Origin of the sequence: Epilithonimonas sp. (assembly GCF_032055105.1) — a bacterium.
In the GTDB taxonomy this organism is placed as follows: domain Bacteria; phylum Bacteroidota; class Bacteroidia; order Flavobacteriales; family Weeksellaceae; genus Epilithonimonas.
Window position 1 is genome coordinate 67,913 of record NZ_DAMBRK010000004.1, and the last position, 14,061, is coordinate 81,973.

The following is a 14,061-nucleotide window of genomic DNA, read 5'->3' on the forward strand; positions in this document are numbered from 1 at the left end:
CTTATTAATTGTCTTAAAATCAATAAAAAAAACCTTCCGAAAAAAATCAAAAGGTTATATAAGAAAGTCTATATTCTAATTGTCTATTATCTTTTAGTCTACTTAGAATGATTCATTGCATTCGCATCTATATTGACTCCAAGTCCTTGCGCAACTCTCATTCCCAGTTCGATATTAGCTCGGAAGAAATGACAAAGCTGACGATTGATAATTTCATCTCGTTTTGGACCATCGATTCCGCTCATATGCCCAACAATGTTATTGACCAAAGCTGTTCTTGCTTCTTGATTTAGAGCTTTTGTGTAGAATAATCCCGGTTGCGTGTAATGATCATCATCGTTTTGATTTCTGTCGAAATGAGCAACGTGAGAATTGTCCAAATCATAGTCCAAAGCTTTGTGAGATTCGCTTGGTTCTACATCACTGAAGCTGTTTGGATAATAATTAGGTTTGTCCCCATAATCTGAGTCATCTGCCATTGCACCGCCTCTTTGGAAATTATTCACGGCAAAAGGACATTTGTTGACTTCTAGTTGATGAGAATTGACGCCAACTCTGTATCTATGTGCGTCAGCATAAGAGAATAGCCTGCCTTGTAACATTTTATCCGGAGAAAAACTGATTCCGTCAATCAAATGGCTTGGCGCAAAAGCCGATTGCTCTACATGAACAAAATAATTTCTCGGAACTTCATTCAGTTCCATAACGCCCACTTCCTGCAAAGGAAACTCATCTTGGAACCAAACTTTCGTTACATCAAACGGATTCCAACGCCATTCTTTGGCTTGTTGTTCCGTCATTGTCTGGATGTAAAGCGTCCATTTTGGAAAATCACCTTTTTCAATAGAATTAACTAAATCTTCTTGTGAAAAATCCGGATTTTCGCCTTTCATTTTTGTAGCTTCATCATCAGAAAAATTCTTGATGCCTTGTTGTGTTTTGAAATGGAATTTTACCCAAGTTCTCTCATTTTTGTCATTAATCATAGAAAAAGTATGAGAACCAAATCCGTGCATATGTCTGTATCCATAAGGTGTTCCTCTGTCAGACATTAAAATTAAAACCTGATGAAGAGATTCCGGATTAAGCGACCAGAAATCCCACATCATTGTTTTACTTTTTAGATTTGTTTTTGGAACTCTTTTTTGGGTATGGATAAAGTCCGGGAATTTTTTTGCATCCTTAATAAAGAAAACGGGTGTGTTGTTGCCTACCAAATCCCAGTTTCCGTCTTCTGTGTAGAATTTCAAAGCAAAACCTCTTGGGTCTCTTTCTGTATCGGCACTTCCCATTTCTCCGCCTACAGTAGAAAATCTGGCAAACATTTTACAAGCATTACCAACTTTGGAAAACAATTTTGCTCTTGTGTATTGACTAATGTCGTGAGTTACGGTAAAAGTTCCATAAGCGCCGGAACCTTTTGCGTGAACAATTCTTTCAGGAATTCTTTCTCTTACAAAATGCGCAAGATTCTCCTGAAGGACAAAATCCTGTAACAAAACCGGACCTCTGGGTCCAACAGTTTGTGAGTCTTGATGTTCGTAATACGGTGAGCCAACGGAGTTTGTGAGTTTTTTCTTGTTTTCCATATTTTCAGATTTTATGATTTTATTCATTTGTTGTGAGACAAAATTCGGTAAAAAAAATTATTTATGAAACAAATTAATAATTATATTTGTAATAGATAAAATTAATTACAAGTCGTGAATATCCAACAACTAGAATATCTAATTGCAGTAGATAAATATAAGCATTTTGGTAAAGCTGCACAAGCCTGTTTTATTACTCAACCTACACTAAGTGCGATGATTCAAAAATTTGAAGACGAACTTGATGTGAAGGTTTTTGATAGAACTACACACCCAATCAGAACTACGGATGCAGGAGCAGAAGTTATAAAGGAAGCTCAAAAAGTCATAGATTCTGTAAATGAGCTGAAGAACAAAGCTAATTTCCTAAACAACATTCTTGCGGGTAAACTGAACCTCGGAATTATTCCCACGGTTTCAAGTTATATTCTTCCAAACGAGATTTTCAAATTTCTTCAGAATAATCCTCAGATTGAATTGAATATCAAAGAAATGACGACTGAAAGTATCATCAAGTCTTTGAAATCCGGTGAATTGGACGCGGGAATTATTTCAACACCTTATTCTGCAGCGGACGAGTTTTATCAGGATTTCCTTTTCAATGAGGAATTGATGTTGTATTCTGCTAATCAAGAAGCTGGTGTAAAGAAAGATTGTTTTGTAGTTCCAGAAGATATTGATATAGACAAAGTTTGGCTTTTGGAAGAAGGAAATTGTCTTAGAACTCAGTTCGAAAATATTTGTCATTTGAAAGAGAATTCTTTGAAACCTAATAACTTAGAGTTCTTAGCTTCCAATATCAATACATTGATTCAAATGGTTGATAAAGTCGGAGGGGTTACCATTCTTCCGGAAATGGGCGTTGAACAATTGTCTTCTGAACAGAAACAAAAAGTTTCCAGATTTATCAAGCCGTTTCCTTTCAGAGAGATTAGTTTAATTTATTATAAACCAACTTATAAGCAAAAAATTATTGATGAATTGATTTCTGAAATCAGAACGTCAATGGAACAGAGACTGAATTATTATAAGGATCAGGAAAATTACGTTAGCATCAAACCTGAATAAATTCATACTGAGTTAATATGAATTGATTTTGATGTTTGAAATTTAGTTTGTAAATTTGCCCTCGATTTTTAAATAAACGGAGGAGAAATTTGAACTGATTGCAACCTCAATAAAAAATGCTAAAACAGATTTTTCTTTTTTAGTTCCTTTTTTTTACAATCAGTAGTTTATCCTTAAACAAATTAATATAAAAGGAATTTATTTATGTCTTATTTATTTACGTCCGAGTCAGTTTCTGAAGGACATCCTGATAAAGTAGCCGATCAGATTTCTGATGCGCTTATCGATCACTTTTTAGCTTATGACAAAAACTCAAAAGTAGCTTGTGAAACTTTGGTTACGACTGGTCAAGTAGTTTTGGCAGGTGAGGTGAAGTCTGATGCTTATCTTGATGTTCAGCATATTGCTAGAGATGTAATCAACAAAATTGGTTATACAAAAAGCGAATATATGTTCAATGGAGATTCTTGTGGTGTGATTTCTGCAATCCACGAGCAATCACCGGATATCAACCAAGGTGTTGACAGAACTTTGGACGAGACAGATTTTGAAGCTAGAGCTAATGCTCAAGGTGCTGGAGATCAAGGAATGATGTTTGGTTATGCAACCAACGAAACTGAAAATTACATGCCTTTGGCTCTAGATCTTGCTCATCAGATTTTGAAAGAATTGGCTGAGCTTAGAAGAGAAGGGAAAGCGATTCCTTATCTTCGTCCGGATGCAAAATCTCAGGTTACAATCGAGTATTCTGATGATCACAAACCAGTGAGAATCGATAGTATTGTGGTTTCTACACAGCACGACGATTTTGGAAGTGAGGAAGCAATGTTAGCGAAAATCAAGAAAGATATCGTTGAAATTTTGATTCCTAAAATTAAAGCTAAACAAAAGCCAGAGATTCAGGATCTTTTCAATGGCGATATCAAATATCATATCAATCCAACTGGAAAGTTTGTAATCGGTGGACCTCACGGAGATACAGGTTTGACAGGAAGAAAGATTATTGTGGATACTTACGGTGGAAAAGGTGCTCACGGAGGTGGTGCTTTCTCTGGAAAAGATCCAAGTAAAGTGGATAGAAGTGCAGCTTACGCAACAAGACATATTGCTAAAAACTTAGTTGCAGCAGGTGTTGCAGATGAGGTTTTGGTACAGGTTTCTTATGCAATTGGTGTTGCAGAGCCTTGTGGACTTTATATCAATACTTATGGAACTTCAAAAGTTGGAATTAATGATGGGGAATTAGCGAAAAAAGTTCAGCAATTGTTTGATCTTAGACCTTATGCTGTTGAGAAAAACCTTAAGTTGAGAAATCCGATTTATATTGAAACTGCAGCTTACGGACATATGGGGAAAGATTATTATGTAGCTGATAAAACCTTCAATAAAGGTCAGAAAAACGAATTAACTTTGAAAGATCTGGAATTCTTCACTTGGGAGAAACTAGATCGAGTAGATGATATCAAGAAGGAATTCGGTTTATAATCTGAATTTTATAAAAAATAAAAAACTGCTTTGTCTTTGGATGAAGCAGTTTTTTTTGTTCCGATTCTACACATTCTTTAGATTAAATCATATTCCATAAATCTCTTTTGTTATTTTTGTCGTAAATAAGATTAAGAAAAAATGAAATCAAAAATATATACAATCATTCTTCTGTTGGCATTTTGTGGTTTAGCAAAATCACAATTGACAATGCACAAGTTCATAAACGTGGGTTATGTCTATCAAAACCAAAGTTTTGGCATAGTAGGTGGTAAATTGCTTTTTCTAAGTAATGACGATGTTCTTTTCCGTGTAGGAGCATCAGCTTTGATGGGTTCTGCAAATAATGAATTTGCTATAATGCCAAAAGTGAATGCTGATTTTTTGTTAAATTTTCAAAAAAATGTTGATTTCTACCACGCTCATTATTTCATCTTAGGAGCAGAAGCAACTAACAAATATGTTGCGCCAAAGGCTGGTTTCAGTCTTTTTGGGATTTTGGATTTGACTGGAGGATATGGATTCTCGGTAGATAAAAAAGGAATCAATGGTAAAGAGTTGAAAGGACTTAATGTCAATTTCACAATAAATATCCCTTTAGTGGTGGTAAAATGATTTGACTTTTTTAAATTATTTGAATCAAATTAAAGAAAAGTAAAGATTTAACAATTCATTAACATTTTGTTTTTGCATTTTTATTATTTTTACACCTCTTAAAATTTAGCATATAGAAAAAATTTACTTCATTAAAAATTAAAACGACCGAGACAGTACAATTAATTATTTGATATAATTGATGATTTGTTTGGTTCTATACTAAAGAAGTAAAATTATGCAAACGCAAACTGATAGCCGATTAATCCTGCAATATCAAAATGGTGACGAAAAAGCACTAGCAATATTGATTAGCAGGTACAAAAAAGATCTTTTCAGCTTTATCTATTACAAGCTGATGGACGAAGATCTAGCTAATGATATTTTCCAAGATACTTTTATTAAAATTATTGTTACTCTTAAAGAAGGACGTTATAAAGAAGAAAACAAATTCATTCTTTGGGCAAAACGCATAGCTCATAATTTAATAATAGATCACTATAGGTTGCAATCCAAGAATATTAAAATATCAGAAACTTCCTATGAAAATGAAGAATTTTCTATTTTTGATATTATCAAAGAACCAGAAAATAATATTGAGGATAAATTAATTGACAATCAAATTAATGAGGATTTGCTAAAAATGTTGGTGATGTTACCAGATAATCAACAGGAGGTTATTAAGCTGAGGTTTTTTGATGGATTGAGCTTCAAAGAGATTGCAGATCATACAGATACGAGTATCAATACAACGCTTGGAAGAGTGAGGTATGCACTTATTAATTTGAGGAAAATAATGGAAGAAAATAAAATTATTTTGACAAAATAATAATAAAGATTTTTTTTTGGCGTTATTGTTGTAAAAGTCAGCCTATGAAAAAAAACGACACTTTAACAACAAAAGCTCTGATGCCTAAAAAAGAAGTAATTGATTTTTTACTGAATTATTCTAAGAATATTCAGACATTGAAAACAAAAAATAGAAAAACTATTTTGGTTTCTAAAAACTAGAATTTTTTTTGATTTTAATAATTGATTTTATGATTTGAACTTTCCTACGTGGATCAAAAATGATTAGATTTGTGCCTTATGAAAAACGTAAGGCACATTTTTTTTGATTTGGACAATACACTTTGGGATCATCGCAAGAACGCGTATTTGACCATCAAAGAATTATTTTCACAGCAGAAAATTTCAGAAAAGTATAATATTGATTTTGAAGAATTCCATACAGCATATCATATCATTAATGAAAGACTTTGGGAACAAATCCGTGATGGCGAAATTGATAAAGAATATCTAAGGAAACATCGTTTTTATGATACATTTCTGAAATTTGGAATTGATGATCAGATTCTTGCAGATTATTTTGAACATCATTTTTTAGACGAAATTCTTAATTATAACGAACTAGTTGATGGTGCATTAGATTTGCTTAATTATTTAAAAGGTAAGAATTACAAAATGCATATTATTTCCAATGGTTTTCAGGAAGTGACAGAAAGAAAATGTATTTTGTCTGGAATTTCAGTTTTTTTTGAAACTATTACAAGCGCAGATTCGGTCAATATCAGAAAACCAAGACCAGAAATATTTCAATATTCTTTAAATCTTGCAAAAGCTGAAAAATCAAAAAGCATAATGATTGGTGACGATTGGATTGCTGATGTGAAAGGCGCTCAGAATTTTGGGATTGATATTATTTTCTTTGATATTTTGGATGAAAATCCTCTAGAAGAAGGTTTGAAATTTGTAAAACATTTATCAGAAATTAAACAATATTTATAAAAGAAAAGCCTCTCAAATTTGAAAGGCTTTGTTATATTTTCAAGTTCAGAATTAAATTCCCAAACTTTCTCTAACTCTTTTGATGGTTTCGGTTGCAATAACTCTGGTTTTCCCAGCGCCTTCTTGTAATTTAGATTCCAATTCAGGTAGATTGTTCATATAATAAGCGAAGGTTTCTCTTTCTTTCGCAAACCTTACCAGAATTACCTCCAAAAGTTCTTTTTTAGCGTGTCCGTAACCGAAATTTCCAGCAAGATATTTTGCTCTCAATTCCTCAGTTTGTTCAGGCGTTGCAATCAGCTCGTAGATGGCGAAAGTTTTATCAGTGGAAGGATCTTTTGGTTCTTCCAAAGATTTAGAATCACTTTCGATGCTCATAACTTGCTTCTTCAGCTCCTTTTCTGGTAAGAAGATATTGATGATGTTGCCTCTGGATTTAGACATTTTATGCCCATCAATTCCAGGAACATATTTTGTGTCTTCTTGCAATTCTGCTTGAGGCAAAACCAAAACTTCTCCCATCTGATTATTAAATCTGGAAGCTACATCACGCGCAATTTCCAAATGTTGTAATTGATCTTTTCCAACAGGAACTACTTCGGCATCATACAACAAGATATCTGCAGCCATCAAAATTGGATAAGTGAAAAGTCCTGCGTTCACATCCTGAAGTCTATCTGCCTTATCTTTGAAAGAATGTGCTAATGTCAACCTTTGATAAGGGAAAAAGCATGACAGATGCCAAGATAACTCGCAAGTTTCTGGGATGTCGCTTTGTCTGTAAAAAAAAGTTTTTTCTGTGTCTAGTCCGCAGGCAAGCCAAGCCGCAGCAATCTCATAAGTATTTTGTTTAAGCTCTTTTGCATCTTTGATCTGAGTCAAAGAGTGTAGATTAGCAATGAAAAGAAAAGATTCGTTTCCTGCTTGTTTTGATAATTCGATTGCGGGGATGATTGCTCCCAAAAGATTTCCCAAATGTGGGGTTCCGGTGGCTTGTATTCCGGTTAAAATTCTAGACATTTTTTAATTTTAATTTGTACAAAAATAGACAAAATTTAGCTTTTATCTCATTTTTAGACGCATTAAGAATATTTAAAATTTCTAATTATATTCCATAGATTTAATATATTAAATATCTTTTTTCAAAGAACAAATAAATATATATCGCTAATCCAAAATTAGTAGAAGTTGTATTTGCCAAATGATATCCGTTTTTCGCATATTCATCCCGTTTTTCTTGGATATCTTCCTTGGATTTTTTTGCAATGTGTTAGGAATCCAAAGTTAATTTTGAATAATAGATCAGAGATTCTACTTTGTAGTCTTTTATAGTTTTAAAATTTAGTGATTTATAAATTAAAATAATCGAGTGAAAAAGTCGATCATTCTAAAAATGATTTGGAGTACAAGTGTTATCATAATTATAGTGTTTGATGTTTTTTACAAAAATAAAAGACAAAAAACAACAAGCCCGTCAAAATATGACGGGCTGTAAATTGTAAACAAAGGTTTTTTCTAAGGGATTATGATTTTCTCTCCACCAAATTTAGGTTCTACACCAAAAAGTAAATCCACATAAACCTTTGCCTTCGCAAGATATTCTCGAAGATTTGTCTTCAGTCCGGCATATTTGTTAACATATTTTTGCGTTATAGCCATAAGCTTCGATTCCATATTTTCTGGCAAGGAATACAGCTCTTTCATTATGGAATTTTTGAGAAATAATAATGTAAGAATTTTGTCCAAAGATCTCTTTTGCTCTTACTACAGAGTCCAAAGTTCTGAATCCAGCAAAGTCTTCAAAGATTTTTCCCGCAGGGATTCCCTCTGCAACAAGGTCGTTTTTCATTTCTTCGGGCTCGTTGTAACCTTCAACAGAATTGTCGCCGCTTACTATGATATATTGGATTTTTCCAGCTTTGTACAATTCTGCAGTCGCTTTTATACGATAAGAAAAATATAAATTAGGATTACCATTGCTCAAAGATTTGCTTGTTCCTAAAACCAAAGCTGTTTTTTCTGTGGGAACTTCTTCTAAATAATTAGAAATATAATCATTGCTGTATTTTTTAATACTGAAATTTGCAAAGGCAATAAAAAGAAATCCTGCCACAAGAAGCAACAGGAATATTTTGATTAAGTTTTTAATAATTTTCATTTGTGTGTTTTGGTTTTAATTAAAAATCCAAACCATTTGGGAAAGCTTTCTTTCTGAAAATATATAGGAATAACGCACCAATCGTAATTGAACTATCAGCAACATTGAAAATATATTTGAAAAACTCAATTCTGTTTCCTCCAAGAACAGGAACCCAATCTGGCCATGTGGTGTCGACCAATGGAAAATGTAACATGTCTACCACGCAGCCTTTCATTAGATTAGAATAACCGTGTCCGAATTGTGTCAATTTAGAAATTCCTTCATAATCAATCCATCTATCAGATTCTGCATCATAAAAAGTTCCACTGTCAAAAATAACGCCGTAGAAAATGCCGTCAAAAACGTTTCCAATTGCACCAGCAAAAATCATAGCCATTGGAATGATAAGGTAGTTAGAAGCGCCTTCTTTGAGCCATTTTTTGAATAAAAATACCATTCCGATGGCTAGAACAATTCTTAAAAGAATCAAAGTGTATTTTCCCCACAATCCTCCAAAATGTAAACCGTAAGCCATACCTGGATTTTCTACAAAAGTCATTCTGAACCAATCTTGCCCAAAAACCTTCTCGCTTTGACCAAGGAAAAAATGAGTTTTAATATAGATTTTTGAAGCCTGATCTATGAGAAGAACCAATAGCGTCACTAGAATTATAATTGTTTTTTTATTCATTACAATCCTTTTGGTTTAGGCGTTCTAGTTATTTTTTTATCCTTTCTGTCATTGATTTTTTGGACAGTTTTCCTGTTGTGAAAATTATTTTTTGTGTGAAATTTTTCAAACTCGATGTTCATATCTTTCAGGACGCTTTTCAGCGCAGTCAACTCCATCGAGTTTTTGGTATGTACAATAATTGATTCCATTTTCTAAATTTAAAATAATAATTAATTTTTTTTAACCGGAAATTTCTGCAAATGTAATTCAAATTGCTTACTTCTTAGACAATTCGTCCAGTCTTTTGCGCTCTTTTTTTGTGAGATCATCCAACCCATTTTTTCCAATTTTGCTTAGTAGTTGGTCAATTTCATTTTCTCTATCTTTCCTTTTGGCGTTGAACTCATCATCGATGGTGTAATATTTTTGTTCTGGAGTGAAGATGCTTTTCACAGATTTGTTTTTCATTAATACAAATCCAATTGCTACAACCAAAAGTAAAATAATAATTAAAGTCATTTTATTATAAGAAAAAAGTCCCAATTTCCAATTTTTGCAATCAGAAACTCGGACTTAATATTTTGATAATTAATTGTCTATCGTTGCATGTTCTTCGCTTCGATGCTCAAAGTTGCGTGTGGAACAGCTTTTAATCTTTCTTTTGGTATCAATTTTCCTGTTACTCTGCAGATGCCGTAAGTTTTGTTTTGGATTCTAATCAATGCGTGTTTTAAGTCACGTACAAATTTTTCCTGTCTTCCTGCCAAAATTGAGTTTTGTTCCTTGCTCAAAGTTTCTGCGCCTTCTTCAAAAGCTTTGAAAGTTGGTGAGGTGTCATCTGTTCCATTGTTTTGATCGTTGATGAAACTTTCTTTAATCAAAAGAAGATCTTTTTCTGCTTTATCTATTTTATCTTGAATTAATTGTCTGAATTCTTGCAAATCTGCATCACTATATCTTAATTTCTCGTCGGCCATTTCCATCGTTTTTTTAATGTTCAAAATTTCTATTTTCGGCTTTTCTAACTTTTTAGCAGCCACGCTTTCTAAATTTATTTTTCAACAAGAATAGAAATAAAAATTTAATTTTTTTAAAGTTAAAGTGTCAATTCACAATTTCTTAACAATTGTAAGAAATTGTTTATTTTTTGTCAACTTTTACTTTGAATTTTTCTTCATCTATCTCTATTTCATCGGAATCTGAAAGTGAATTTACAAATTCTATTTTATCCGACAATACTTCCGCAGAAATATATGCTTCATTGTTAATAAGTTCTCCTTTAAAAGGGCAAGCTTCTTCCAATTGGATTGAGATTCTATCTGTTAATTCAAAATCTTTTTCTTTTCTAAGATTCTGAACTCTATTGATGAATTCTCTTGCGATTCCCTCCGATTTCAATTCGTCCGTAAGTATCAAATCTAATGCCACAGTAACTTTTCCTTCGTTTGCAACCGTCCATCCTGGGATGTCTTTCGTAGAAATTTCTACATCTTCGGTCGTGATTTCGTATCCGGAAACTGTTGTTTTTCCTTCTTTTTCTAATGAAGCAATTTGTTCAGAACTGAAATTCGAAATCTCTCCAGCAACGGCTTTCATATCTTTCCCTAATCTTGCACCCAAAGTTTTGAAATTCGGTTTGATCTGTTTAACAATGAGATGCGATGCTTCCTCAGCATTAATCAATTGTAATTCCTTAACGTTCACTTCTTGTTTGATTAATTCCGAAACGGCTAAGATTAGCTCTTCCGTTTTCTTATCCAAAACAGGAATCATCACTTTCTGAAGTGGCTGACGAACTTTTACATTTTCTTTTTTTCTTAATGAGAAAACCATCGATGTAATTTGTTGCGCCAAATGTGTTTTCTCAACCAAGTCTTGGTCAATCAAGCTTTCATTTGCAATTGGGAAATCAGTCAAGTGAACAGAGTTTACCACTTCTTTGCCTGTCACTTTGTTCAAATCCTGGAACAATTGGTCCATAAAGAATGGCGCAATCGGTGCGGAAAGTTTGGTAATTGTATCAAGACAAGTGTAAAGAGTCTGGTAAGCAGAAATTTTGTCTTCGCTGTAATCGCCTTTCCAGAAACGTCTTCTGCATAATCTTACGTACCAGTTGGACAAGTTATCATTTACAAAAGTATTGATGGCTCTTGATGCTTTTGTCGGTTCGTAATCTTCATAGAAAGACTTAACTTCTTTGATTAGAAGATTTAATTCAGATAAAATCCATCGGTCGATTTCTGGTCGATTTTCAACGTTGCTTTCAAGGTATTTGAAACCGTCAACATTCGCATATAAAGAGAAGAAAGAATAAGTATTGTAAAGTGTTCCGAAGAATTTTCTTCTCACTTCATCAATTCCTTCAATGTCGAATTTCAAATTTTCCCAAGGATTCGCATTGGAAATCATATACCAACGCGTTGCATCTGGACCATAAACCGCCAAAGTTTCAAATGGATCAACTGCATTTCCTAGTCGTTTGGACATTTTTTGTCCGTTTTTATCCAAAACCAGACCGTTAGAAACCACATTTTTATAAGCTACAGAATCGAAAACTGCCGTTCCAATAGCATGTAAAGTATAGAACCACCCACGAGTCTGGTCAACACCTTCCGCAATAAAATCTGCTGGGAAAGCATTGTTGTTATCAACCAATTCTTTGTTCTCGAATGGATAATGCAATTGCGCATAAGGCATTGAACCTGAATCGAACCAAACGTCGATAAGGTCGCTCTCACGTTTCATTTCTCTTCCTGAATCGGAAACCAAAATGATTTTGTCAACCACATTTTTGTGAAGGTCAATCAAATCATAATTTTCCTCAGACATATTTCCGATTTCGAATCCTTTGAACGGATTTTCTTTTAGGAAACCTGCTTTTATAGATTTCTCGATTTCGTTGTATAATTCCTCAACAGAACCGATTATTTTTTCTTCTTTTTTGTCATCCGTTCTCCAGATTGGCAACGGAATTCCCCAATATCTCGAACGTGAAAGGTTCCAGTCATTCGCATTTTTCAACCAGTTTCCGAAACGTCCTTCACCAGTAGATTTTGGTTTCCAGTTGATGGTTTCGTTAAGGTCAAACATTCTGTCCTTTAAATCTGTCATTTTGATGAACCAAGAATCCAATGGATAATACAACAAAGGTTCATCGGTTCTCCAGCTGTGTGGATAACTGTGGACATATTTCTCAACTTTGAAAGCTTTGTTTTCTTTTCTAAGTTTAAGGGCAATTCTCTCATCAACAGATAAATAAACTTTTAAATCTGAGATGATTGATTTTAATTTATCTTTTTGAATATTGAATTCTGTGTTCTTTTCGTCATCATTCAGATATTCAGATTTTACATATTCGTTAGCAAAGCCGTAGATTTCATCACTGACAATTGATAAAAATTTACCTTGCAAATCTACCAACGGAACTGGATTTTCGTTTTCATCCAAGACTAGCATTGGTGGAACTTCTGGCGAAGCTTCTTTAGCAACTTTCGCATCATCAGCACCAAAAGTCGGAGCGGTGTGCACGATTCCGGTTCCGTCTTCTGTTGTTACAAAATCTCCAGAAATCACTCGGAAAGCATTTTCCGGATTTTGGTAAGGTTTCGCGTAGTCTAAAAGTTGCTCATATTTAATTCCCACCAAATCAGCACCTTTGAATTCGGCTAAAATCTGATAAGGAATGGTTTTGCTTTCAGATGTGTAATTAGTGAAATCTTCGTCAGTTCCTTCAACATATTTCTTTCCGAATTGTTTTCCTGTTAAAGCTTTCGCCAAAACAATGTTAATCGGTTCAAAAGTATATTGGTTGAAAGTCTTAACCAAAACATAATCGATTTTTGGACCAACAGTCAAAGCCGTGTTTGAAGGTAAAGTCCAAGGTGTCGTCGTCCAAGCCAAGAAATGTACATCACCAAATCCTTGTAAAAACGAAGGCAAAGTTTCCGGCAACGATTTGAACTGAGCAACAACAGTTGTATCAGAAACATCACGATAAGCACCCGGCTGATTAACCTCGTGAGAAGATAATCCTGTTCCTGCTTTTGGTGAATAAGGCTGGATGGTGTAACCTTTATAAATCAAACCTTTATCATAGATTTGTTTCAAAAGCCACCAAACCGTTTCCATATATTTTGGTTTGTAAGTGATGTAAGGATTGTCAAGGTCCACCCAATATCCGATTTTCTCGGTCATATCATTCCAAACATCGGTGTAACGCATTACGGCGTTTTTACAAGCTTCGTTGTATTCTTCAATCGTGATTTTTTTGCCGATATCTTCTTTGGTGATTCCGAGTTCTTTTTCAACGCCCAATTCTACAGGAAGTCCGTGCGTGTCCCAACCTGCTTTACGGAAAACTTGTTTCCCATTCTGAGTCTGGAAACGACAAAAAATATCCTTAATTGCTCTTGCCATCACGTGGTGGATTCCCGGCATTCCATTTGCGGAAGGCGGTCCTTCATAAAAAACATATTCCGGTTGTCCTTCGCGGAGTTCTACGGATTTTCTGAAAGTGTCATTGTTTTTCCAGAATTCTGCAACGTTTTTGGCAGTTTCGGTAAGATTAAGGTTTTTATATTCGGTAAACTTGCTCATTGTAAATGTGTCAAATCTGTTTCTGATGGATTAAGTTTGCGAATTTAGTGATTTTTGTCGATTTTTAAAGCATATTTTAAAGCGTTTCTGAATGATAAAAACTTCAAATTCAGAATTATAAAATTGTA

The 14,061-nt window shown here is 33.9% G+C and carries 13 protein-coding genes and 1 pseudogene; 6 read left to right on the forward strand and 8 right to left on the reverse strand.

What is annotated here, in order from left to right:
• Window positions 1-98 precede the first annotated feature (98 nt).
• Window positions 99-1,589 (reverse strand): catalase, encoded by a 1,491-nt coding sequence (locus RTY06_RS04460; protein ID WP_312823394.1) that lies wholly within the window; start codon window positions 1,587-1,589, stop codon window positions 99-101.
• Between the two features lie 114 nt (window positions 1,590-1,703).
• Here RTY06_RS04460 and RTY06_RS04465 point away from each other — a divergent pair, with 114 nt between their 5' ends.
• The 6 genes from RTY06_RS04465 to RTY06_RS04490 all read left to right on the forward strand — a co-directional run bounded on the left by RTY06_RS04465 (window position 1,704) and on the right by RTY06_RS04490 (window position 6,524).
• The gene (locus RTY06_RS04465) at window positions 1,704-2,657 is read left to right on the forward strand and encodes a hydrogen peroxide-inducible genes activator (protein ID WP_312823123.1); all 954 of its coding nucleotides are present in this window, start codon (window positions 1,704-1,706) and stop codon (window positions 2,655-2,657) included.
• A 204-nt stretch (window positions 2,658-2,861) separates the two neighbouring features.
• The gene (gene metK, locus RTY06_RS04470) at window positions 2,862-4,142 is read left to right on the forward strand and encodes a methionine adenosyltransferase (RefSeq protein ID WP_312823125.1); all 1,281 of its coding nucleotides are present in this window, start codon (window positions 2,862-2,864) and stop codon (window positions 4,140-4,142) included.
• Between the two features lie 141 nt (window positions 4,143-4,283).
• Window positions 4,284-4,757 (forward strand): hypothetical protein, encoded by a 474-nt coding sequence (locus RTY06_RS04475; RefSeq protein WP_312823126.1) that lies wholly within the window; start codon window positions 4,284-4,286, stop codon window positions 4,755-4,757.
• Window positions 4,758-4,974: 217 nt separating this feature from the next.
• Window positions 4,975-5,565, forward strand: a complete 591-nt coding sequence (locus RTY06_RS04480) for an RNA polymerase sigma factor (protein ID WP_116034217.1) — start codon at window positions 4,975-4,977, stop codon at window positions 5,563-5,565.
• A gap of 44 nt (window positions 5,566-5,609) precedes the next feature.
• Window positions 5,610-5,747, forward strand: a complete 138-nt coding sequence (locus RTY06_RS04485; protein ID WP_312823127.1) for a hypothetical protein — start codon at window positions 5,610-5,612, stop codon at window positions 5,745-5,747.
• A gap of 78 nt (window positions 5,748-5,825) precedes the next feature.
• Window positions 5,826-6,524, forward strand: coding sequence for a YjjG family noncanonical pyrimidine nucleotidase (locus RTY06_RS04490; protein ID WP_312823128.1), 699 nt, complete (start codon window positions 5,826-5,828; stop codon window positions 6,522-6,524).
• A 51-nt stretch (window positions 6,525-6,575) separates the two neighbouring features.
• On the opposite strand, the gene trpS is transcribed toward RTY06_RS04490, so the two are convergent.
• The 7 genes and pseudogenes from trpS to ileS all read right to left on the reverse strand — a co-directional run bounded on the left by trpS (window position 6,576) and on the right by ileS (window position 13,933).
• Window positions 6,576-7,544 (reverse strand): tryptophan--tRNA ligase, encoded by a 969-nt coding sequence (trpS, locus tag RTY06_RS04495; RefSeq protein ID WP_312823129.1) that lies wholly within the window; start codon window positions 7,542-7,544, stop codon window positions 6,576-6,578.
• 495 nt (window positions 7,545-8,039) lie between these two features.
• Window positions 8,040-8,682 (reverse strand): annotated as a pseudogene (locus RTY06_RS04500) (vancomycin high temperature exclusion protein).
• Window positions 8,683-8,701: 19 nt separating this feature from the next.
• Window positions 8,702-9,355 (reverse strand): lipoprotein signal peptidase, encoded by a 654-nt coding sequence (locus tag RTY06_RS04505; protein ID WP_312823131.1) that lies wholly within the window; start codon window positions 9,353-9,355, stop codon window positions 8,702-8,704.
• Complete coding sequence (locus tag RTY06_RS04510; RefSeq protein WP_312823132.1) at window positions 9,355-9,546, reverse strand: DUF2683 family protein; 192 nt, start codon at window positions 9,544-9,546, stop codon at window positions 9,355-9,357. Before RTY06_RS04510 ends, RTY06_RS04505 begins: the two co-directional genes overlap by 1 nt.
• Window positions 9,547-9,613: 67 nt before the next feature.
• Window positions 9,614-9,856, reverse strand: coding sequence for a DUF6576 domain-containing protein (locus RTY06_RS04515; protein ID WP_312823133.1), 243 nt, complete (start codon window positions 9,854-9,856; stop codon window positions 9,614-9,616).
• A 77-nt stretch (window positions 9,857-9,933) separates the two neighbouring features.
• Window positions 9,934-10,314, reverse strand: coding sequence for a TraR/DksA C4-type zinc finger protein (locus RTY06_RS04520; RefSeq protein WP_116034322.1), 381 nt, complete (start codon window positions 10,312-10,314; stop codon window positions 9,934-9,936).
• A gap of 163 nt (window positions 10,315-10,477) precedes the next feature.
• Window positions 10,478-13,933, reverse strand: a complete 3,456-nt coding sequence (gene ileS / locus RTY06_RS04525) for an isoleucine--tRNA ligase (RefSeq protein WP_312823135.1) — start codon at window positions 13,931-13,933, stop codon at window positions 10,478-10,480.
• Between the last annotated feature and the right edge of the window lie 128 nt (window positions 13,934-14,061).

Coding starts and splice junctions, on each gene's coding strand:
- RTY06_RS04460 (WP_312823394.1), bottom strand. CDS start 1,589: ATGGAAAACAAGAAAAAACTCACAAACTCCGTTGGCTCACCGTATTAC.
- metK (WP_312823125.1), top strand. CDS start 2,862: ATGTCTTATTTATTTACGTCCGAGTCAGTTTCTGAAGGACATCCTGAT.
- RTY06_RS04475 (WP_312823126.1), top strand. CDS start 4,284: ATGAAATCAAAAATATATACAATCATTCTTCTGTTGGCATTTTGTGGT.
- RTY06_RS04480 (WP_116034217.1), top strand. CDS start 4,975: ATGCAAACGCAAACTGATAGCCGATTAATCCTGCAATATCAAAATGGT.
- RTY06_RS04485 (WP_312823127.1), top strand. CDS start 5,610: ATGAAAAAAAACGACACTTTAACAACAAAAGCTCTGATGCCTAAAAAA.
- RTY06_RS04490 (WP_312823128.1), top strand. CDS start 5,826: ATGAAAAACGTAAGGCACATTTTTTTTGATTTGGACAATACACTTTGG.
- trpS (WP_312823129.1), bottom strand. CDS start 7,544: ATGTCTAGAATTTTAACCGGAATACAAGCCACCGGAACCCCACATTTG.
- RTY06_RS04505 (WP_312823131.1), bottom strand. CDS start 9,355: ATGAATAAAAAAACAATTATAATTCTAGTGACGCTATTGGTTCTTCTC.
- RTY06_RS04510 (WP_312823132.1), bottom strand. CDS start 9,546: ATGGAATCAATTATTGTACATACCAAAAACTCGATGGAGTTGACTGCG.
- RTY06_RS04515 (WP_312823133.1), bottom strand. CDS start 9,856: ATGACTTTAATTATTATTTTACTTTTGGTTGTAGCAATTGGATTTGTA.
- RTY06_RS04520 (WP_116034322.1), bottom strand. CDS start 10,314: ATGGCCGACGAGAAATTAAGATATAGTGATGCAGATTTGCAAGAATTC.
- ileS (WP_312823135.1), bottom strand. CDS start 13,933: ATGAGCAAGTTTACCGAATATAAAAACCTTAATCTTACCGAAACTGCC.